The sequence below is a fragment of the Streptomyces caniscabiei genome, from assembly GCF_014930365.1.
Classification (GTDB): domain Bacteria; phylum Actinomycetota; class Actinomycetes; order Streptomycetales; family Streptomycetaceae; genus Streptomyces; species Streptomyces caniscabiei.
Genome location: NZ_JABXWI010000012.1, coordinates 161836 through 182345, shown reverse-complemented (window position 1 = coordinate 182345; position 20510 = coordinate 161836). Strand labels below are relative to the sequence as shown.

Sequence of the window (20510 nt, the reverse complement as noted above, 5' to 3'; positions counted from 1 at the left end):
CCTAAGCTCCCGTGCCCATGGAGTTCGGGGGGACGCACGGTCGGCGGCCTTGGCGGGACCGACTGGCCGGGAGAGGACGGAGGTTGGGCGTCGCCGTCACCGGCGTGGCGGGCCTTGTCGCCGTGGGCGCGGTGCTCGTCCTCCTGCCGGGCGCGATCGTCGACCACGATCTCGCCGGCGCGAGCGTGGACGCGCGGGACAGGCTCAAGGCCGTGAGCGACGTCCGTACGACGCTGCTCCAGGCCGTCGGCGGCCTGGTCGTCCTCTTCGGCGCGTACGCCACCTGGCGCCAGCTCCGGGTGAGCCAGGACGGTCTGCGCGCCACGCAGGAAGGTCACGTCACCGACCGGTTCAGCCGGGCGGTCGACCAGCTCGGCAGCGACAAGGTGGACGTACGCATCGGCGGACTGCACGCGCTGTGGCGGATCGCGGAGCATTCGGCGCGGGACCGCGAGGCGATCCTCTCCATCCTGGCGGCCTATCTGCGGACACATCTGCCGTGGCCGCCGCCCACCGGCCCGGACGACCCGGCCGCCCTGGTCGCTCCGGCGGTCCCGTCGGCGGAGACGCCGATCAATGACGTCGCGCCCCTGGAGGTAAGGGCGGCCGACGCCCAGGTGGCGCTGACCGGACTCGGCGTATTGCTGCTGCATCCCCGGGAGCAGTCCTGGCTCAACCTGAGCGTCACCGATCTGCGGCGGGCCGACTGCGACGGGCTGTGGCTCACCGAGGTCAACCTCGACCGGTCCTGCATGGAAGCGGCGGGTCTTTACCACGCCAACCTGACCCAGGCCTCCCTCGTCTCCACCAACCTGCGGCACGCCGACCTCACGACCGCCGTCCTGCGCCGGACCCGTCTCGCCCTCGCCGACCTGCGGGGCGCGCGTCTGGTCGCGACGGATCTGCGGGACGCCGACTTCACCGAGGCCGACCTGCGCGAGGCGAACCTCCGCAAGGCCGACGCCTCCGGCGCCGTCCTGCACCGCGCCGACCTCCGCCTGGCCGATCTGCGCGGCAGCGACCTGAGCACCGCCGACCTCACCGGGGCCCGCCTCACCGGAGCCCTCGCCAGCTCCCGGACCCGCTGGCCCGCCGGCTTCGACCCCGCCGGCGCCGGTCTCGTCCTCACCGAGGACCCGGGGCCCGAGCCTCCGCCCCTCCTCCAGCCTCCGGGCATCACGACCGAGCATCCGCCGCTGCGCTCGATGCGGTGACCCGGCAGCCGACGTACGGTCGGTCGTGGAGATGGGGAGGCAGCGTGCGCGCCAACAGCTGGGTCAGTACCTCGATGCCGTATCTGACGCCGAGGGAGAACGGGCGGGGCGACGCCTGGGCCGAGGAGGCCGCGGCGCGGGGGCGCCGGGGCACGCAGCGGATCCTGTACGCCGGTGAGGCGGCGGCGCCCGCCGAGGTCGCGGCGCTGCTGGGGTCGGCCGAGGGCGAGCCGGTCGTCGTACGCCGCCGGCTGATCCTCCTCGACGACCGGCCGACCGAACTGACCGACACCTTCTACCCCGTGGACATCGCCCGCGGCACCCCGCTCGCCGGCACCGCCAAGATCCCCGGCGGAGCGGTGACACTGCTCGCACGGCTGGGCCATGTCGGCGCCCGCGCCCGCGAGGACGTCACGGCCGACACCCCGGACGACGACGAGCGCGAGACCCTGCGCACGGCACCCGGAGAACCGGTGCTGCGCCTGACCAGAGTCACCCTCGACCGCGACGACCGCCCCCTCCAGGTCGACCGCATGGTGATGCCGGCGTTGCGTCAACGCCTGCGCTACGAGATCGAGATCTAGGTCGAGATCGAGGTCGAGGTCGACGCCTGAGCCCGGATCCGACGCCGTCGTGTGTCGATCTCGTGGGTGAAGTGCGGAGGGGTTCCCTCGGCGTTGCCTACTGGCCGGTCGTGATCTAGGCAGGGGGCCAGGAACTTCAGATCTCAAGTAACGCAAGTGAAGGGACGGCCTCCGCCTCATGAAACCCCCCACCCCGAGGCCCAGGAACCTCCTCCGTGGCGCGCTCGGCGCCGTCGCCGCCGCGCTAGCCCTCGTGGTCCCGCTCGCGGGTACCGCAACCGCCGCCGCCACGCCGCTCACCGGCAAGGCGCAGCGGACCGTCACCACCGCCGACGGCGACACCTTCCGGCTGCGGCTGAAGGCCGGCCCCGTCGTGCTTCCGGCCCCCGGCGGCACCGTCCACGTCAAGGGCGCCGGATACAACCGCGCGCAGGGCGTCTTCCTCGCCTTCTGCGTGATCCCGGACGGCGTCCGGGTCGGCGATCCCACGACGCAGGCCAAGGAACCCGTCGGCCAGGGAGGGCGGCTCATCCCGGCAGATCCGGCTTCCCCCGCCCCACCTGCGTCCGCACCGCCCCCATGCTCGCCCCGATGACCAGGGCGATCGCCAGTGCCTCGACGGTGGTGAGGGCCTGGTCGAGGATGAGGAAGCCGGCCGTGGCGGCGATCGCGGGTTCCAGGCTCATGAGGATCGCGAAGGTGGAGGCGGGCAGGCGGCGCAGCGCGACGAGTTCGAGGGTGTACGGGAGGACGGAGGAGAGCACGGCCACGGCGGCGCCCAGGGCGAGCGTCGTCGGCTCGACGAGCCGGCCCCCCGATTCGACGATCCCCAGCGGCAGGAACAGCACCGCCGCGACGGCCATGGCCAGCGCCAGCCCGTCGGCCTGCGGGAACCGCCGCCCCGTACGCGCGCTGAAGACGATGTACAGGGCCCACGCCAACCCGGCGGCGAGGGCGAAGGCGATGCCCAGCGGGTCGAGGCCGCCGACCCCTCCGCCCTTCCCGAGCAGGAAGACACCGCAGAGGGCCAGCCCGGCCCACACCCCGTTCAGCGCCCGCCGGGACGCGAGGACGGAGAGCGTCAGCGGGCCGAGCACCTCCAGGGTGACGGCGAGGCCGAGGGGGATGCGGGCGAGGGCCTGGTAGAAGAGGCCGTTCATGGCGGCCATGGTGACGCCGAAGGCGATCACCGTCCCCCAGTCGGTGCGTGAGTGTCCGCGCAGCCGGGGCCGGCAGATCACCAGCATCACCAGCGCGGCGACCGCGAGCCGGAGCGTCACCACCCCGAGCGCCCCGGCGCGCGGCATCAGCGTCACCGCCAGCGCCCCGCCGAACTGCACCGATATCCCACCGGCCAGCACCAGCCCCACGGGCCCGAGGGAACCCAGGCCGCGTGCGCGACGGGATCCGCCGGGGGCGGGTGCGGCCGGGGGTACGGCCGTCGCGGCGGGCGCGGACTGTTCGGTGCGGGGGAGTGTCACGGGGACCGTCCAGAAGAGCGGGGAGAGGGAGGTCGGCGGGGGCGACGAAGGGATGTCGTTCAGTATGAAGGACTTGATAGTGCAAAGCAATGGACTAAGTCAGGCTCATAGCGTGTTTTGCAGCTTACTTTGACGGCTCAGGGGCCCCGACTGCTCCCTGAAAATACAAGCACGCTTGCTTGTTTCTGGCTCCGCTGCCATGCTCCCCCCATGGCCGACCCAACGCCCGTGATCGACGACCTGCGTGCCGAGAGCGAGGAACTCGACCTCCTCGTGGCCGAGTTGAGCCCGAAGGAGTGGGCGCTCGGGACGCCCGCGCCCGGCTGGACCGTCGCCCACCAGATCGCGCACCTCGCCTGGACGGACCACTCCTCCGTACTGGCGGTGACCGACCAGGCCGCCTTCGCCCGCGAGGTCGAGAGCGCGCTGACCGCGCCCGGGGACTTCGTGGACAGGGGCGCCGAGGAAGGGGCCGCGAAGCCGCCCGCCGAGCTGCTCGCGGACTGGCGGGCCGGTCGCGAGGCCCTGGACGCGTCCCTGCGCGCGGCACCCGAGGGCGCGCGCTTCCCCTGGTACGGCCCGCCCATGTCCACCGCCTCCATGGCGACCGCCCGCCTCATGGAGACCTGGGCCCACGGCCTGGACATCGCCGACGCGCTGGGCGTCCCCCGGATCGCCCCCGGCGACCGCCTCCGGCACATCACCCGACTCGGCATCCGCACCCGCGACTTCGCCTTCGGGGTGCACGGCCTGACCCCGCCCTTCGAGGAGTTCCGCGTCGAACTCACCAGCCCGGCGGGGGAGTTGTGGACGTACGGCCCGGAGGACGCGACCGACCGCGTCACCGGACCCGCCCTCGACCTCTGTCTCCTGGTCACCCAGCGCGCCCACCGCGCCGACCTCGCCCTGCGCGCCGAAGGCTCCGATGCCGACCGCTGGCTGGACATCGCCCAGGCCTTCGCGGGCCCGCCGGGCGCCGGGCGCGCCGCGAAGGGAACCACCCCGTGACGGCGGCCCCGCTGCGCATAGGCAACGCCTCCGGGTTCTACGGCGACCGCTTCGACGCCATGCGCGAGATGCTCACCGGCGGCGAACTCGACGTCCTCACCGGCGACTATCTGGCCGAGCTGACCATGCTCATCCTCGGCCGGGACCGCCTGAAGGACCCGGCCGGCGGGTACGCCCGCACCTTCCTGCGCCAGCTGGAGGAGTGCCTGGGGCTCGCGCACGAGCGCGGGGTGCGGATCGTCGCCAACGCCGGCGGCCTCAACCCCGCCGGACTCGCCGACGCCGTACGGGAGTTGGCGGGCCGGCTCGGTATCCCCGTCCGGGTCGCGCACGTCGAGGGCGACGACCTGACCGTCGACCGCCCCGGCAGCCTCGCCGCCCACGCCTACCTCGGCGGCTTCGGCATCGCGGCCTGTCTGCGGGAGGGCGCCGGCATCGTGGTCACCGGCCGGGTGACGGACGCGGCCCTGGTGACGGGGCCCGCCGCCGCGCACTTCGGCTGGGGGCCGGGGGAGTACGACCGCCTCGCGGGCGCCGTCGTCGCCGGGCACGTGCTGGAGTGCGGGGCGCAGGCCACCGGCGGCAACTACGCCTTCTTCCACGAGTCCGCCCAGGCCGCCCTGCGTCACCCCGGCTTCCCCCTCGCCGAACTCCACGCCGACGGCACGGCCGTGATCACCAAACACCCCGGCACCGGCGGCCTCGTCGACGTCGGCACGGTCACCGCGCAGCTCCTCTACGAGACGGGCGGCGCCCGGTACGCGGGCCCCGACGTCACCGCCCGCCTCGACACGATCACACTCACCCAGGACGGCCCCGACCGTGTCCGGGTCCACGGCGTACGCGGCGAGGCCCCGCCCCCGACCCTCAAGGTCGGCCTCAACCGGCTCGGCGGCTTCCGCAACGAGGTCACCTTCGTCCTGACCGGCCTGGACATCGAACGCAAGGCCGCCCTCGTCCGCGACCAGCTGGAGACCGCGCTCGCCGCCGCAAAGTCCCGTCCGGCGCAGGTGGACTGGGAGCTGGCGCGCACCGACCACCCCGACGCCCGTACCGAGGAGACCGCCAGCGCCCTCCTCCGTCTCGTCGTCCGCGACCCGGACCAGACCGCCGTCGGCCGGGCCCTCAGCGGAGCCGCCGTCGAGCTGGCCCTCGCGAGCTACCCCGGCTTCCACGTCCTGGCCCCACCCGGAAAGGGCGCCCCCTACGGGGTGTTCGAGGCGGCCCATGTCGCCCGGGACACCGTGCGGCAGGTGGCCGTCCTCCACGACGGCCGCCGGCTGCCCGTGCCGCAGGGCGACGACACGCTCCCCCTGCGGCCGGTCGACGAGCCCGCCCTCCCCGAGCCCCTGCCACCCGGGCTCCCCACCCGCCGCGCGCCCCTCGGCCTCGTCGCCGGAGCCCGCAGCGGCGACAAGGGCGGCAACGCCAACATCGGCCTCTGGGCCCGTACGGACGACGCGTGGCGGTGGCTGGCCCACACCCTCACCATCGAGCGGCTCCGCGCGCTCCTGCCGGAGACGGCCGACCTGCCGGTCACCCGGCACACCCTGCCCAACCTGCGCGCCCTCAACTTCGAGATCGCCGGCATCCTCGGCCAGGGCGTCGCCTCGCAGGCCCGCTTCGACCCCCAGGCCAAGGCCCTCGGCGAATGGCTCCGCTCCCGCCACCTGGACGTACCGGAGGTCCTCCTTTGACAGCCCGCCACCCGGAGCCCGTGACAGCCCGCCGCCCGGAGCCTTCGGAGGTGCCCCGGTGACCGTCCTCGCCTCCGCCCTCGACCCGCACGCCCCCGACCACACCGCGAACCGCGCGGCCATGCTCGCGCGGCTCACCGAACTCGACGCCGAGCACGCGAAGGCCCTCGCGGGAGGCGGCGAGAAATACGTCGCCCGGCACCGGGGACGCGGCAAGCTCCTCGCCCGCGAGCGCATCGAACTGCTGCTGGACCCCGACACACCCTTCCTGGAACTGTCGCCGCTCGCCGCCTGGGGCAGCGAGTACACCGTCGGCGCCTCACTCGTCACCGGCATCGGGGTCGTCGAGGGCGTCGAGTGCCTGATCACCGCCAACGACCCGACCGTACGCGGCGGCGCGAGCAACCCGTGGAGCCTGAAGAAGGCCCTCCGCGCGAACGACATCGCCCTCGCCAACCGGCTGCCCTGCATCAGCCTGGTGGAGTCCGGCGGAGCCGATCTCCCCTCCCAGAAGGAGATCTTCATCCCCGGCGGCGCGATCTTCCGCGACCTCACCCGGCTCTCCGCCGCCGGCATCCCCACCATCGCCGTCGTCTTCGGCAACTCCACCGCCGGCGGGGCCTACGTCCCCGGCATGTCCGACCACGTGATCATGGTCAAGGAACGCGCGAAGGTGTTCCTCGGCGGCCCTCCCCTGGTCAAGATGGCCACCGGCGAGGAGAGCGACGACGAGTCCCTCGGCGGCGCCGAGATGCACGCGCGCGTGTCGGGCCTCGCGGACCACTTCGCCGTCGACGAACCGGACGCCCTGCGCCAGGCCCGCCGCGTCGTCGCCCGCCTCAACCACCGCAAGGCGTACGCCGATCCGGCCCCCGCCGCGCCACCGAAGTACGACCCGGAGGAACTCCTCGGCATCGTCCCCGGCGATCTGAAGGCGCCCTTCGACCCCCGCGAGGTCATCGCCCGGATCGTCGACGCCTCCGACTTCGACGAGTTCAAGCCCCTCTACGGCACCAGCCTCACCACCGGCTGGGCCGCCCTCCACGGCTACCCGGTCGGCATCCTCGCCAATGCCCGAGGGGTCCTGTTCAGCGAGGAGTCCCAGAAGGCCGCCCAGTTCATCCAGCTCGCCAACCAGCGCGACATCCCGCTGCTCTTCCTGCACAACACCACCGGGTACATGGTCGGCAAGGAGTACGAGCAGGGCGGCATCATCAAGCACGGCGCGATGATGATCAACGCCGTGAGCAACAGCCGGGTCCCGCACCTGTCCGTCCTCCTCGGCGCCTCGTACGGCGCCGGTCACTACGGCATGTGCGGCCGCGCCTACGACCCCCGCTTCCTCTTCGCCTGGCCCAGCGCCAAGTCGGCCGTGATGGGCCCGCAACAACTGGCGGGCGTCCTGTCGATCGTGGCCCGCCAGTCGGCGGCGGCGCGCGGACTGCCGTACGACGAAGAGGGCGACGCCGCCCTGCGCGCGATGGTGGAGCAGCAGATCGAGTCCGAGTCGCTCCCGATGTTCCTGTCCGGACGGCTGTACGACGACGGGGTCATCGACCCCCGCGACACCCGCACCGTCCTCGGCCTGTGCCTGTCCGCGATCCACACGGCGCCCTACGAGGGCGCGCGCGGTGGCTTCGGCGTCTTCCGGATGTGAGGGAACCAGTGATCACCTCTGTGCTCGTCGCCAACCGGGGCGAGATAGCCTGCCGGATCTTCCGCACCTGCGCCGACCTGGGCATCCATACCGTCGCCGTGCACTCCGACGCCGACGCGGGCGCCCTCCACACGCGCGTCGCCGACACGGCCGTACGGCTGCCGGGCGCGGCCCCCGCGGACACCTATCTGCGCGGCGATCTGATCGTGAAGGCCGCCCTGGCCGCCGGCGCCGACGCGGTCCACCCCGGCTACGGCTTCCTCTCCGAGAACCCGGACTTCGCCCGGGCCGTCCGGGACGCGGGCCTCGTCTGGATCGGCCCGCCCCCCGAGGCGATCGAGGCCATGGCCTCCAAGACCCGCGCCAAGGAACTCATGGGCCTGCCGCCCCTCGGCGAGGTCACCGAGGACGACCTCCCGGTCCTGGTGAAGGCGGCGGCGGGCGGCGGCGGACGCGGCATGCGCGTCGTACGCCGCCTCGACGACCTGGACGACGCCCTGGAGAGCGCCCGCGCCGAGGCCGCGAGCGCCTTCGGCGACGGCGAGGTCTTCGTCGAGCCGTACCTGGAGAACGGCCGCCACGTCGAGGTCCAGATCCTCGCCGACACCCACGGCACCGTCTGGCCGCTCGGCACCCGCGACTGCTCCCTCCAGCGCCGCCACCAGAAGGTGATCGAGGAGGCCCCGGCCCCCGCCCTCCCCGACGACCTCACGGCGGAGCTGCACACCCTGGCCGTCCGCGCCGCCCGCGCCGTCGACTACGTCGGCGCCGGCACCGTCGAGTTCCTCGTCTCCGGCGGCCGGGCCCACTTCCTGGAGATGAACACCCGCCTCCAGGTCGAACACCCGGTGACCGAGGCCGTCTTCGGCCTCGACCTGGTCGCCGAACAGATCCGCGTCGCCGAGGGCCACGCCCTGCCCGCCGACCCGCCCGGCGCGCGGGGCCACGCGGTCGAGGCCCGCCTGTACGCCGAGGACCCGGCCCACGACTGGACCCCGCAGACGGGCACCCTGCACCGGCTGGCCGTCCCCGAGGGCGTCCGCCTGGACACCGGTCATACGGACGGCGACACCATCGGCGTCCACTACGACCCCCTGCTCGCCAAGCTGATCGCCCACGCCCCCACCCGCGCGGAGGCGATCCGCAGACTGGCGGGCGCCCTGGAACGGGCGACCCTCCACGGCCCGACCACGAACCGGGCCCTGCTGGTGAACTCCCTGCGCCACGAGGAGTTCACGTCCGCCCGCATGGACACGGGCTTCTACGACCGCCACCTGACTGCCCTCACCACCCCCGCCCCCGACCCGTACGCCCCGCTGGCCGCCGCCCTGGCCGAGGCCACCGAGGGCGACCCCCGCTTCGGCGGCTTCCGCAACGTGCCCTCTCAGCCACAGGTCAGGCGGTACACCGCGGCGGGGGAGGAGCACGAGGTCCGCTACCGGCACACCAGGAACGGCCTGGAGGCGGACGGCGTCCGGGTCGTCCACGCCGACGCCCGCCGTGTCGTCCTCGACGTGGACGGCGTCCAGCGGAAGTTCGACGTCACCCGCCACGGCGACCGGATCCACGTCGACACCACCACCCTCACCGCCGTCCCCCGCTTCCCCGACCCCACCACCCAACAGGCCCCCGGCTCCCTCCTGGCCCCCATGCCGGGCACGGTCGTCCGCGTGGCGGAGAACGTGAAAGAGGGCACGCCCGTACAGGCGGGCCAACCCCTCCTCTGGCTGGAGGCGATGAAGATGGAACACAAGATCACAGCCCCGACGACAGGCACCCTGACGGCCCTGCACGCGGCAGTGGGCCAACAGGTTGAAATGGGCGCCCTTCTGGCCGTGGTTCAAGGGCAGCCCACCTAAGGGGCGCGGGGAACTGCGCGACAAGCCCCCACAGACCCGCACCCTCCTCCCAACGACTGGACCCTCCCCCTTAGGAGCCCTCGATGTCCCCGGCCCTCGAATCCGAAGAACACAAAGCCCTACGAGCCGCAGTCTCCGCCCTGGGAAACCGCTACGGCCGCGACTACATAGCCACGATCAACAAAGAGAACCGCCACCCCGACGAACTCTGGTCCGAGGCAGCCAAGCTCGGCTATCTGGGCGTCAACCTCCCCCAGGCCTACGGAGGCGGAGGCGGCGGCATCACCGAACTCTCCATCGTCCTGGAAGAACTCGGCACGGCGGGCTGCCCCCTCCTCATGCTGATCGTCTCCCCGGCGATCTGCGGCACGGTGATCGCCCGCTTCGGCACGGACGCCCAGAAACAATCCTGGCTCCCCGGACTCGCCGACGGCTCACGCCTCATGGCCTTCGGCATCACCGAACCAGACGCCGGCTCCAACAGCCACCGCATCACCACCACAGCCCGCCGATCCGCCGGAGGCGACTGGCTGCTCACCGGCCGCAAGGTCTTCATCTCCGGCGTCGACCGGGCGGACGCCGTCCTGATCGTCGGCCGCACCGAGACCGTGTCCCCCAAGGAGGGCCGCCCCGGCACCCTCAAGCCCTGCCTCTTCATCGTCCCCAGGGACACCCCCGGCTTCGAGTACCGCCCGATCGACATGGAACTCCGCGCCGCCGAGAAGCAGTTCGAGCTGACCTTCGACGACATCCGGCTCCCCGCCGACGCCCTGGTCGGCGACGAGAACGCCGGTCTCCTCCAGCTGTTCGCCGGCCTCAACCCCGAGCGGATCATGACGGCCGCGTTCGCCATAGGGATGGCCAGGTACGCCCTCGGCAAGGCCGTCGAGTACGCCCGCGACCGCACGGTCTGGGGGCAGCCCATCGGCGCCCACCAGGCGATCGCGCACCCCCTCGCCCAGTCCCACATCGAACTCGAACTGGCCCGCCTGATGATGCAGAAGGCGGCCCACCTCTACGACGCCGGCGACGACACGGCGGCGGGCGAGGCCGCCAACATGGCCAAGTACGCGGCGGGCGAGGCCTGCGTGCGGGCCGTCGACCAGGCCGTGCACACCCTCGGCGGCAACGGCCTCACCCACGAGTTCGGCCTCGCCTCGCTGATAACGGCCGCGCGTGTGTCTCGTATCGCGCCGGTGAGCCGGGAGATGATTCTCAACTACGTCTCCCACCAGACCCTGGGCCTGCCGAAGTCGTACTGAGCCGCCACGCGTCGCCGAGGCACGGTCGTACGCCGGAACGCGGCCGTCGGCGCCGAAGCACGGCCGCAGAACCGGAGCGGAGCGCCGCCGCAGGCGTCGGAGCGCACGAGGAGGAACCATGTTCCGCAGTGAGTACGCAGACGTCCCACCCCTCGAACTCCCCATTCACGACGCCGTCCTGGGCCGGGCCGCCGAGTTCGGCGACCTGCCCGCGCTGATCGACGGCGTCGACGGCACGACCCTCACCTACGAACAGGTGGACCGCTTCCACCGGCGGCTCGCGGCCGCGTTCGCCGACGCGGGCGTCCGCAAGGGCGACGTCCTCGCCCTGCACAGCCCCAACACGATCGCCTACCCGACGGCGTTCTACGCCGCCACCCGCGCGGGCGCCACCGTCACCACCGTGCACCCGCTGGCCACCCCGGGCGAGCTGGCCAAACAGCTCCAGGACTCCGGGGCGAGCTGGATCGTCACGGTCTCACCGCTCCTGGAGACCGCCCGCGCCGCCGCCGAACGCGTCGGCGGCGTACGGGAGATCTTCGTCTGCGACAGCGCCCCCGGCCACCGTTCGCTGATCGACATGCTCGCCTCCGCCGCGCCCGAACCGGCCGTCGACATCGACCCGGTGACGGACCTCGCGGCCCTGCCGTACTCCTCCGGCACGACCGGCGTCCCCAAGGGCGTCATGCTCACCCACCGGTCGATCGCCACCAACCTCGCCCAGCTCGAACCGGTCATGCCGGCCGGCCCAGGCGACCGCATCCTCGCCGTACTCCCGTTTTTTCATATCTATGGGCTCACCGCCCTGATGAACGCCCCGCTGCGGCTCGGCGCCGCCGTCGTCGTCCTGCCCCGCTTCGACCTGGAGGGCTACCTCGCGGCGATCGCCGAACACCGCATCACCCACCTCTACGTGGCCCCGCCGATCGTGCTCGCCCTCGCCAAACACCCGGCCGCCGAGCGCTACGACCTCTCCACGGTCCAGCACATCCTCTCGGCCGCCGCACCCCTCGACGCACGCCTCGCCGCCGCCTGCTCCGCCCGCCTCTCCCTGCCGCCCGTCGTGCAGGGCTACGGCATGACCGAACTCTCGCCCTGCTCCCACCTGGTCCCCCTCACCCAGGCCGCCGCCGCACCGCCCGGCACCGTCGGCAAACTCATCGCCGGCACCGAGATGCGGATCGTCTCCCTCGACGACCCCGGCAAGGAGGTCGGCGTCGGCGAACCCGGCGAGATCGTCATCCGGGGCCCCCAGGTCATGAAGGGCTACCTGGGCCGCCCCCAGGCCACCGCCGACATGATCGACGCCGACGGCTGGCTCGCCACCGGCGACATCGGACACGTCGACGCCGACGGCTGGCTGTACGTCGTCGACCGCGTCAAGGAACTCATCAAGTACAAGGGTTTCCAGGTCGCCCCCGCCGAACTCGAAGCCCTCCTCGTCACCCACCCCGGCATCGCCGACGCCGCCGTCATCGGCCACTACGACGACGACGGCAACGAGGTCCCGCACGCCTTCGTCGTCCGCCGGCCCACCGCGCACGAGCTCACCGAGGGCGAGGTGATGATGTACGTCGCCGAACGCGTCGCCCCCTACAAACGCGTCCGCCACGTCACCTTCATCGCCGACGTGCCCCGCGCGGCCTCCGGGAAGATCCTCCGCCGCGAACTCAGGGAACGCCTATGACCGACACCGACACCGACACCGACACCGGCACCGACACCGATCCCCTCGTACGGGCCGCCCACCACCGGGGCGTCACCACGCTCACGCTCGACTCCCCGGCCAACCGCAACGCGCTCTCCGCGGCGCTGCTGCGGGACCTCTCGGACGCGCTCACCCGGTGCGGTGAGGACGACGACGTACGCGCCGTCGTCCTCACCCACACCGGCAACACGTTCTGCGCCGGCGCAGACCTGCGCGACCCGCCCGACCCGAAGGCCATGGTCGCGCTGCTCCGCCAGATCCTCGAACTGCCCCGGCCCGTCGTCGCCCGCGTCACCGGCCAGGTCCGCGCGGGCGGCCTCGGCCTGCTCGCCGCCTGCGACATCGCCGCCGCCGGCCCGGACGCCGGTTTCGCCCTCACCGAGGTCCGCATCGGCGTCGCGCCCGCCGTCATCTCCCTCACCCTCCGCCCCCGCACCGACCCCCGCGCACTCGCCCGCTACTACCTCACCGGCGAGAGGTTCGACTCCGCCGAAGCCGCCCGCGTCGGCGTGCTCACCCTGGCCGGCGCCGACGTCGACGACCTGCTCGAACCCGTCCTCGACGGACTGCGCAGGGCCGCACCGAAGGCCCTGGCGGAGACGAAACGCCTGCTCACGACTAAGGTGCTGAAGAACTTCGACGCGGACGCGGGTGAACTGACCAGCCTCTCGTCCCGGCTGTTCGCCTCCGCCGACGCCCGCGAGGGCATGACGGCGTTCCTAGAAAGACGGGACCCGGGATGGGTGTTGTGAGCATGACGGAAACAGAGCCGGTCGTGGAGCGCGGCCCCAAGCAGGACCGCAGCCGCGTCACCCGTCAGCGCCTCCTGGAAGCCGCCGTCGCCTGCCTCGCCGAACACGGCTGGGCAGGCTCCACGGTCTCCGTCGTCGCCGAACGCGCCGGCGTCTCCCGGGGCGCCGCCCAGCACCACTTCCGCACCCGCGAGGACCTGTTCACCGCCGCCGTCGAATACGTCGCCGAGGAGCGCTCCCTCGCCCTGCGCGCCCTCTTCCCCGAGGGCACCGCCGACCGCCGCGCCGTCGTCGCCGCCGTCGTCGACCTCTTCACCGGCCCCCTCTTCCGCGCCGCCCTCCACCTCTGGGTCGCCGCCTCCAACGAGGACCAGCTCCGCTCCCGCGTCACCGAACTCGAAGCCCGCGTCGGCCGCGAGACCCACCGCATCGCCGTCGAACTCCTCCGCGCCGACGAGACCGTCCCCGGCGTCCGCGAGACCGTCCAGGGCCTCCTCGACATGGCCCGCGGCCTCGGCCTCGCCAACCTCCTCACCGACGACACCGGCCGCCGCGACAAGGTCGTGGCCCAGTGGGCGGCCCTGCTCGACGAGAAACTCGGCTGAGCCGCCCACGGGACATCAAGGGCTCGACTTCACGGACTCAGCCGCTCCACCCGCCACGACCCGCCCGGCTCCGCCACGTACCGCAGCCGGTCGTGCAGCCGGTTCCACCGCCCCTGCCAGAACTCCACACTCCGCGGCACCACCCGGAAACCACCCCAGTGCGGCGGCACCGGCACCTGCTCCCCCTCCGGATAGCGCGCGAGCAACTCCGCGTACGCGACGTCAAGTTCGGCCCGCGAGGAGATCACCGAGGACTGCGCGCTGGCCCACGCGCCCAGCTGCGAACCGTGCGGCCGGGTCCGGAAGTACGCCGCCGTCTCGTCCCGCCCGGTCCGCACCGCCGTACCCGTCACGATCACCTGGCGGGCCAGCGCGTGCCAGGGGAAGAGCAGCGAGACGTACGGGTTCTCCGCCAGGTCACGGGCCTTGCGGGAGTCGTAGTTCGTGTAGAAGACGAAGCCGTCCGCGTCGTACGCCTTCATCAGCACCGTACGAGAAGAGGGGTGCCCCTCGGCATCGGCCGTCGACACCACCATCGCGTTCGGCTCGAACACCGCCCCCTCCTGCGCGGCCTGGAGGAACCACCGCCCGAACTGCTCCATCGGACCGGCGGCCAGCTCGCTCTCGTCGAGCCCGTCGGCACGGTACTGCTTGCGCATGAGAGCGGGATCGTGATCGTTCACATCGTCATCCTGCCGTACGAACGACGGACGGGACGAGAAGTGGCACTGAGTGCCGCTGACACTCCCCAAAAGTGGCACTCAGGCGTATGGTGCTGGAACCGCCTGTCCCCTGTCGTCCACATCAAGAGGAGCCGCCTGATGTCCGACTTCGTACCCGGGCTCGAAGGAGTCGTCGCGTTCGAGACGGAGATCGCCGAACCGGACAAGGAAGGCGGCGCCCTCCGCTACCGGGGTGTCGACATCGAGGACCTGGTCGGCCATGTCTCCTTCGGCAACGTCTGGGGCCTCCTCGTCGACGGCGCCTTCCGCCCCGGCCTCCCGCCCGCCGAGCCGTTCCCCATCCCCGTCCACTCCGGTGACATCCGCGTCGACGTCCAGTCCGCGCTCGCCATGCTCGCCCCGGTCTGGGGCCTCAAACCCCTCCTCGACATCGACGAGGAACAGGCCCGCGCCGACCTCGCCCGCGCCGCCGTCATGGCCCTCTCCTACGTCGCCCAGTCCGCGCGCGGCCAGGGCCTGCCCATGGTCCCGCAGCGCGAGATCGACAAGGCCCAGTCCGTCGTCGAACGCTTCATGATCCGCTGGCGCGGCGAGCCCGACCCCAAGCACGTGGCCGCCGTCGACGCCTACTGGACCAGCGCCGCCGAGCACGGCATGAACGCCTCCACCTTCACGGCGAGGGTCATTGCGTCGACGGGCGCGGACGTGGCGGCGGCCCTCTCCGGCGCCGTCGGAGCCATGTCCGGCCCCCTCCACGGCGGCGCCCCCTCCCGCGTCCTCGGCATGATCGAGGAGATCGAACGCACCGGCGACGCCGACGCCTACGTCAAACAGGCCCTCGACAAGGGCGAACGCCTCATGGGCTTCGGCCACCGCGTCTACCGCGCCGAGGACCCCCGCGCCCGCGTCCTGCGCCGCACCGCCCGCGACCTCGGCGCCCCCCGCTTCGAGGTCGCCGAGGCCCTGGAGAAGGCCGCCCTGGCCGAACTCCACGCCCGCCGCCCCGACCGCGTCCTGGCCACCAACGTCGAGTTCTGGGCGGCCATCGTCCTCGACTTCGCCGAGGTCCCGGCCCATATGTTCACGTCCATGTTCACCTGCGCCCGCACGGCCGGCTGGTCGGCGCACATCCTCGAACAGAAGCGCACGGGACGACTGGTGCGCCCCTCCGCACGCTACGTCGGCCCCGGCACACGCAGCCCCCAGGAGATCGAGGGCTACGCGGACATCGCCGCGCACTAGAGGACGGACCGTACCGTCACGCGGGGCTCAGCAGTCCCGCGTGATGCCGCTCGGCGACCAGCGGATGCGCCCGCAGCTTCCCCTTCAGCTCGTTGAACCCGTACTCGGCGAAGAGCGGATTCCCCGGATCGTCGGTCACCCCGGGCGCCGTGGCGGCGTACGGGAACACCAGCGGCTCGACCCGCGCGTCGAGCCGCGGGTTGTAGAAGAAGGGCACGGAGAACCGCTCGGTCGCCCCGGGCGGGCTCACGACCCGGTGATGGGTGGCCAGCAGATATCCGTTCGTCGCCACCTCCAGCAACTCCCCGAGATTCACCACGAACGCCCCCGGGATCGGCGGCACGTCGTGGAACAGCCCGTCCGCCCGCTCCACCTGGAGCCCTCCGACCTGGTCCTGCAACAACAGGGTCAGGAACCCGTAGTCCTTGTGGGCCCCGACCCCCTGATCGGCCCCGTCCCCCGCACTGCCCGGATACCGCACCAGCTTCAGATGCGGATGGGCCCGCTCCCCGAAGACCGGATCGTAGAAACCGGCGGGCGCCCCGATGGAGACCAGCAGCTCCCGCAGCAGCCGCTGCGCCACGGAACTGAGCCGGTCGATCCACGCCAGCGCGGTGGTCCGCAGCTCCGGCAGGGAGGCGGGCCACTGATTGGGACCCTGGAGCCACCAGTACGCCGGCTCCCCGGGACCGGGACGCCGAACGGCCCGCTCGGCACCGATGTCCAACTGGTCCCGCCAGTCCCGACTCCCACCCGTCCGCTCGTCCCCGGTCCGCGTATAGCCCCGGAAATGCGGCGAGTTGACGTTGTCGAGGGCGAGCCGCTCGGCCTCCGGCAGCGCGAAGAAGGCCCGCATGGCCGCGTCGAGCCGCCCGATCTCCTCCTCGGAGATCCCGTGCCCGACGAGCTGGAAGAACCCCACGTCATGCGCGGCACTGTGCAACTGCGCGTGCAGCAGCGCCCGCGCCTCGGGTCCGCGATCGGCGGCGGAGAGATCGATGATGGGCAGCTGGAGATACGACGATGATGTCGCCGAGTACGTCATGGCATGCGTCCGAGAGTGAGAGAGGGGGCTGGGGCCGGGGCCGGGTTAGACGGAGGCCCGACAGCCCATGCTCGTGACGCGCACGAAGTCCACGTGCCGGCGTCGAACGAGTATCGGAAGCATGGTGAAAGCATACTGCGCCCTACGAAACGCAGACGACCCGCAGGCTCTGGGTCCCTCCGGCCCCTGAGGACCGAAGAAGCCGGCCGGACGTACCGGCGAGCCTGCGGGTCGGGTGACTGCTTGAGATTGGGCCGGCTGCACGCTCAACACGCGCTGGTCCGGCACCGCACTGTGTGTGGTGCAGGGCCGCTAGCCCGCAGCCACCTCACGCGTCCGGTTGCAATACATCTGCCGAACCACCTCCTCTCTCGTGTACCGCACACCTTAAGAAGCGCCCCGAGGACGCTCAAGTGATTTTCCGAGGGGATTGCCGAGGAATTACCGCAGGACGGCGAAGATCCCCCGCACCCGGGTGTCGTCCGGCAGCGTCCAGTGGCCTGTGAGCTGGCCCTTTGTCTGAGTCGGCAGGTCCAGGGCGTCCGGGTGGAGGACTCGGTTCAGGTGCAGGGTGGTGGCGCCGGAGGTGAGGGGGAGTTCGGTGGCGTCCGGGGTGTCGGTGGCGGGGGAGGCGGTCGTGGGCAGAGGGCCGTCGCCCTCGTAGGCGTGGGTGATCTCGTGGTCCGGGGTGTCGGTGAGGCTCTGGGCCTGGGGTTCCGCCCTGCCTTCGAGGAGGGCCAGGAGCTGGGCGACCAGGACCGGGTCGTGGGCGCCGTCGTAGACCCAGCGGGTGCCCAGGATGCCGTGCTCCGTGGTGCCGACGAGGGCGTGCTCCGCGCCGGGGAGAGGGGCGCCCCGGTAGGTGAGGGGGACCAGGTAGTGGACCGGGACCGCGCCGGAGGTGTCGGTGGCGACCATGAACTCGATGCCGACCTCGCCCTCCGGGTCGTCGAGTCGGAAGCCGCCTGCCTTGGCCAGTTCCGGCGCCGCCGGACCGCCGGCGTACCAGGGGCGGGTCGGCAGCCAGGTGGCCAGCAGTTCGAGCTTGGTGGGCGTGATCGTGGTGCGGTGGATGATCGCCATGCGGCGATTCTGCGCCGCACGGCCGGGTGGCCGCGAGGTGTTTCCCGCGCGGCCGCGCTCGCCTGTGTGCCTACTCCGACGACCTCTCCAGCGCCTCCAGGTCCAGGGCCGCGGCGATGTGTATGGCGATGTCCTCCGCGTACACGGCGTCCGAACGTTCGAAGGGCGTGCGGCCGGCGGTGCGGAGGAAGGTGACGACGCCGAGGGTGCGGCCGCGGCTGCGGAGCACCGCGCAGAGGGCGTGCACGGTCTCCGGGGGCCACTGGCGCCCGGTGGCCCATTCGCGGGCCGTCTCCGGCGCGGCCGTACCGGCGCTGGCGCGGACCGACCCGGCGCGCTCCACGCACTGCAGGGCGGGGTGGCCGGGGCCGTAGCGGACGGGGATGCCGGCGTGGCCGGCGAGATGGCTGGGGCCGGGCCGGCCGGAGGGTGTGGCGGCGGCCCGTACGAGCCGGGCGGGTCCTTCGCCGTCGGCCATGGACCCGCCGGCCACCCGGTCGATGAGGGCGTGGTCGGCGAAGCCGGCGAGGGCGAAGTCGAGGTGGACGGTGGCGGCCTCGCCGGGGTCCTCGCACTCGGCGGCGGCGCGCGCGGCCCGGTGGAGCTGGTTGACGCGGAAGCGGAGCTGCGCGGCCTCCTGCTCGGTCTGTTTGGACTCGGTGATGTCCTGGAAGAGCCAGCCGACGCCGAGCGGCACCGGTTCCTCGGCGAGGGGCGAGGCGAGGCGGAGGAATCCGCTGCGCCAGCACCGGCGTTTCTCGCCGTCGGGGGTGCGGAGGCCGACCCAGATCTCGGCGGGCGCGGGGGGCGCGCCCTCGGCGAGGACGTGGGTGAGGGCGCTCTCGAGTTCCTCGGCGCCCTGGGCGAGGAGTTCGCCGAGGGGGCGCCCGAGGACCGCCGTGCGGCCGACGCCGAGGGAGCGGGCGGCGTGGGCGTTGACGACGGCGGGGCGCAGGTCGGCGTCGACGAGGACGACGCCCCAGGAGGCGTCCTCGAAGAGGGCCTCGCTGAGCGCGATGGACCGCTCCAGGTCGATCTGGGCGTGGACCTCGCTGAAGGCGCAGTAGAGGCCGGCGGGCTTGCCGTCGGGTCCGCGTACGGCGGCGGACTGGGTGCGGACGAGGACACGGCCGCCGTCCTTGGTGACCAGGGCGAACTCGTGCACCTGCCGGCCGCTGGCGTGCATGGCGGCCATCAGCCGCCCCTCGACCTCCTCGGCGTCGGCGGACCGGACGGCCCACCCGGCGAAGCCGCGGCGGCCCACCGCTTCCTCGGCGCTCCAGCCGAGGATGCGTTCGGCCTCGCGGTTCCAGTGGGTGACGACGCCGTCGGCGTCGAAGGCGCAGAGGGCGGCGTCCATCCCGTCGAGGAGGGCGGCGAGGAGATCCGAGCCACCGGAGTCCGTGGATTCCATGGAGCCCTCGGTGCCTTCGGTGTCCTCGGTGTTCACCGTGTCCTCGATGTCCTCGGTGTCCTCGTTCGTCGGGCCGTTGCGCTCGGGCTTGTCGGGCCCGAGTTCGTCGGTGGCCCCACTACGCCGGGAAGCACTCACCTGAACCCCCTGCAGGCTGCGTTGCGTCCGCATGTACGGCTGGTACGGCGCGTCGGTTCGCTCACTCGCCATCATTCAACTCGAACGTGACCCAGCCCACATCTGCTTCACGCAAGATGTGGACGAAATCGTTGTACGCCGGATTTCCTCCTCACCCTTCTCAGCGTTCCCACGAATCCGGGGTCGCAGTCAGCGGAGGTAGAAGATCCGATCTCCGTACTCGCGCATGACCTGGTCGTTCCAGTCGAGTCCGCCGTCGACGTTCCCGGAGCGCAGCAGGGGCGGTTCGACGCCCCGGTCCGCGAGGGAGGCGGCGGCGGTGGCCATGACGGACTGCAGGATCGCCGAGGTGACGACGGTGGAGGCCGGGGCGAAGGGGGCGGGGATGGTGTCGAGGGTGAGTTCGGCGTCGCCGACCGCGATCTTCGAGTCGAGGACGAGGTCGCAGTGGTCCTTGAGGAAGGTGGCGGAGGAGTGGCGGGAGGTGGTCTCGGTGGCGTACGCGACGGAGGTGAGGCCGATGACCTTCGCGCCCAGTTCCCGGGCGTGCGAGGCCATCTCGACGGGCAGCGGGTTGCGGCCGGAGAGGGAGATCACCACGAGCAGGTCGCCGGCCCGCAGCGGGCTGCTGTCGAGCACGGCGGTGGCGAGGCCGTCGACGCGTTCCAGTGCCGAGCCGAGGGTCGCGGGCATGACGTCGACGCCGACGGCGCCGGGGACGGCCAGCAGGTTCATCAGCGCGAGTCCGCCGGCGCGGTAGACGAGGTCCTGGGCGGCGAGCGAGGAGTGGCCGGCGCCGAAGGCGAAGAGGCGTCCGCCGGAGACGACCGTGTCCGCGACCATCTCCCCGGCCGCGGTGATCCTCGCGCTCTCCTCGTCCCGTACGCGTTCCAGCAGCCCGATCGCCGCGTCGAGGAACCGCCCACCCGCCGTGCCGCCGTCCAGCCCCATGTGCCGACCCTCCGCCTTCTTCGCGTCCTCGGTGACGCCGATCACGTTAATGGTCTGGACCAGTGGGGTGTCAATACGGTGCGCGGACGGCCTGCGGGCCGGCCCGGCCGTCCGGCCCGTCGGCGGG

18 protein-coding genes are annotated in these 20510 nt (G+C 72.5%); 12 read left to right on the top strand and 6 right to left on the bottom strand.

Going from position 1 to position 20510, the window contains the following annotated elements:
* Positions 1–83 precede the first annotated feature (83 nt).
* The 3 genes from HW837_RS31120 to HW837_RS31110 all read left to right on the top strand — a co-directional run bounded on the left by HW837_RS31120 (position 84) and on the right by HW837_RS31110 (position 2393).
* Positions 84–1214 (top strand): pentapeptide repeat-containing protein, encoded by a 1131-nt coding sequence (locus tag HW837_RS31120; protein WP_237270453.1) that lies wholly within the window; start codon positions 84–86, stop codon positions 1212–1214.
* A 44-nt stretch (positions 1215–1258) separates the two neighbouring features.
* On the top strand, positions 1259–1798 hold the full coding sequence (locus HW837_RS31115) for a UTRA domain-containing protein (protein WP_093789828.1): 540 nt from the start codon (positions 1259–1261) through the stop codon (positions 1796–1798).
* 178 nt (positions 1799–1976) lie between these two features.
* Positions 1977–2393, top strand: coding sequence for a hypothetical protein (locus tag HW837_RS31110; RefSeq protein ID WP_177261858.1), 417 nt, complete (start codon positions 1977–1979; stop codon positions 2391–2393).
* Here HW837_RS31110 and HW837_RS31105 read toward each other — a convergent pair.
* Positions 2326–3279 (bottom strand): EamA family transporter, encoded by a 954-nt coding sequence (locus HW837_RS31105; protein WP_193380402.1) that lies wholly within the window; start codon positions 3277–3279, stop codon positions 2326–2328. The genes HW837_RS31110 and HW837_RS31105 overlap by 68 nt on opposite strands.
* 210 nt (positions 3280–3489) lie before the next feature.
* Here HW837_RS31105 and HW837_RS31100 point away from each other — a divergent pair, with 210 nt between their 5' ends.
* From HW837_RS31100 to HW837_RS31065, 8 genes are all read left to right on the top strand, one after another.
* Complete coding sequence (locus HW837_RS31100; protein WP_045556068.1) at positions 3490–4287, top strand: TIGR03084 family metal-binding protein; 798 nt, start codon at positions 3490–3492, stop codon at positions 4285–4287.
* A gap of 59 nt (positions 4288–4346) precedes the next feature.
* A complete protein-coding gene (locus HW837_RS31095; protein WP_237270467.1) occupies positions 4347–5984 on the top strand; it encodes an acyclic terpene utilization AtuA family protein in 1638 nt (545 codons plus the stop codon).
* Between the two features lie 58 nt (positions 5985–6042).
* Positions 6043–7641, top strand: a complete 1599-nt coding sequence (locus HW837_RS31090) for an acyl-CoA carboxylase subunit beta (RefSeq protein ID WP_193380400.1) — start codon at positions 6043–6045, stop codon at positions 7639–7641.
* A gap of 8 nt (positions 7642–7649) precedes the next feature.
* A complete protein-coding gene (locus HW837_RS31085; protein ID WP_193380399.1) occupies positions 7650–9500 on the top strand; it encodes an acetyl/propionyl/methylcrotonyl-CoA carboxylase subunit alpha in 1851 nt (616 codons plus the stop codon).
* 83 nt (positions 9501–9583) lie between these two features.
* Positions 9584–10762, top strand: a complete 1179-nt coding sequence (locus tag HW837_RS31080; RefSeq protein WP_045556072.1) for an acyl-CoA dehydrogenase family protein — start codon at positions 9584–9586, stop codon at positions 10760–10762.
* 118 nt (positions 10763–10880) lie between these two features.
* Positions 10881–12449, top strand: a complete 1569-nt coding sequence (locus HW837_RS31075) for a 4-coumarate--CoA ligase family protein (RefSeq protein WP_045556073.1) — start codon at positions 10881–10883, stop codon at positions 12447–12449.
* Positions 12446–13222: an enoyl-CoA hydratase family protein gene (locus HW837_RS31070; protein ID WP_045556074.1), complete on the top strand. Its 777-nt coding sequence runs from the start codon at positions 12446–12448 to the stop codon at positions 13220–13222. Before HW837_RS31075 ends, HW837_RS31070 begins: the two co-directional genes overlap by 4 nt.
* Positions 13210–13827, top strand: a complete 618-nt coding sequence (locus HW837_RS31065) for a TetR/AcrR family transcriptional regulator (RefSeq protein WP_045556075.1) — start codon at positions 13210–13212, stop codon at positions 13825–13827. The genes HW837_RS31070 and HW837_RS31065 overlap by 13 nt, the downstream gene beginning before the upstream one ends.
* A 29-nt stretch (positions 13828–13856) precedes the next feature.
* Here the strand turns inward: HW837_RS31065 and pdxH are convergent, their stop codons facing one another.
* Positions 13857–14486 (bottom strand): pyridoxamine 5'-phosphate oxidase, encoded by a 630-nt coding sequence (gene pdxH, locus HW837_RS31060; protein ID WP_045556394.1) that lies wholly within the window; start codon positions 14484–14486, stop codon positions 13857–13859.
* A gap of 162 nt (positions 14487–14648) precedes the next feature.
* Between pdxH and HW837_RS31055 the strand changes: the two genes are divergently transcribed.
* A complete protein-coding gene (locus HW837_RS31055) occupies positions 14649–15752 on the top strand; it encodes a citrate synthase 2 (RefSeq protein ID WP_045556076.1) in 1104 nt (367 codons plus the stop codon).
* 16 nt (positions 15753–15768) lie between these two features.
* On the opposite strand, the gene HW837_RS31050 is transcribed toward HW837_RS31055, so the two are convergent.
* From HW837_RS31050 to HW837_RS31035, 4 genes are all read right to left on the bottom strand, one after another.
* Positions 15769–16797: an isopenicillin N synthase family dioxygenase gene (locus HW837_RS31050; RefSeq protein WP_045556077.1), complete on the bottom strand. Its 1029-nt coding sequence runs from the start codon at positions 16795–16797 to the stop codon at positions 15769–15771.
* A gap of 441 nt (positions 16798–17238) precedes the next feature.
* Positions 17239–17880, bottom strand: coding sequence for a maltokinase N-terminal cap-like domain-containing protein (locus tag HW837_RS31045; protein ID WP_193380397.1), 642 nt, complete (start codon positions 17878–17880; stop codon positions 17239–17241).
* A gap of 70 nt (positions 17881–17950) precedes the next feature.
* The gene (locus HW837_RS31040; protein WP_045556395.1) at positions 17951–19432 is read right to left on the bottom strand and encodes a PAS domain-containing protein; all 1482 of its coding nucleotides are present in this window, start codon (positions 19430–19432) and stop codon (positions 17951–17953) included.
* Between the two features lie 189 nt (positions 19433–19621).
* Positions 19622–20383 (bottom strand): SIS domain-containing protein, encoded by a 762-nt coding sequence (locus HW837_RS31035; protein ID WP_193380425.1) that lies wholly within the window; start codon positions 20381–20383, stop codon positions 19622–19624.
* Positions 20384–20510: the final 127 nt, after the last annotated feature.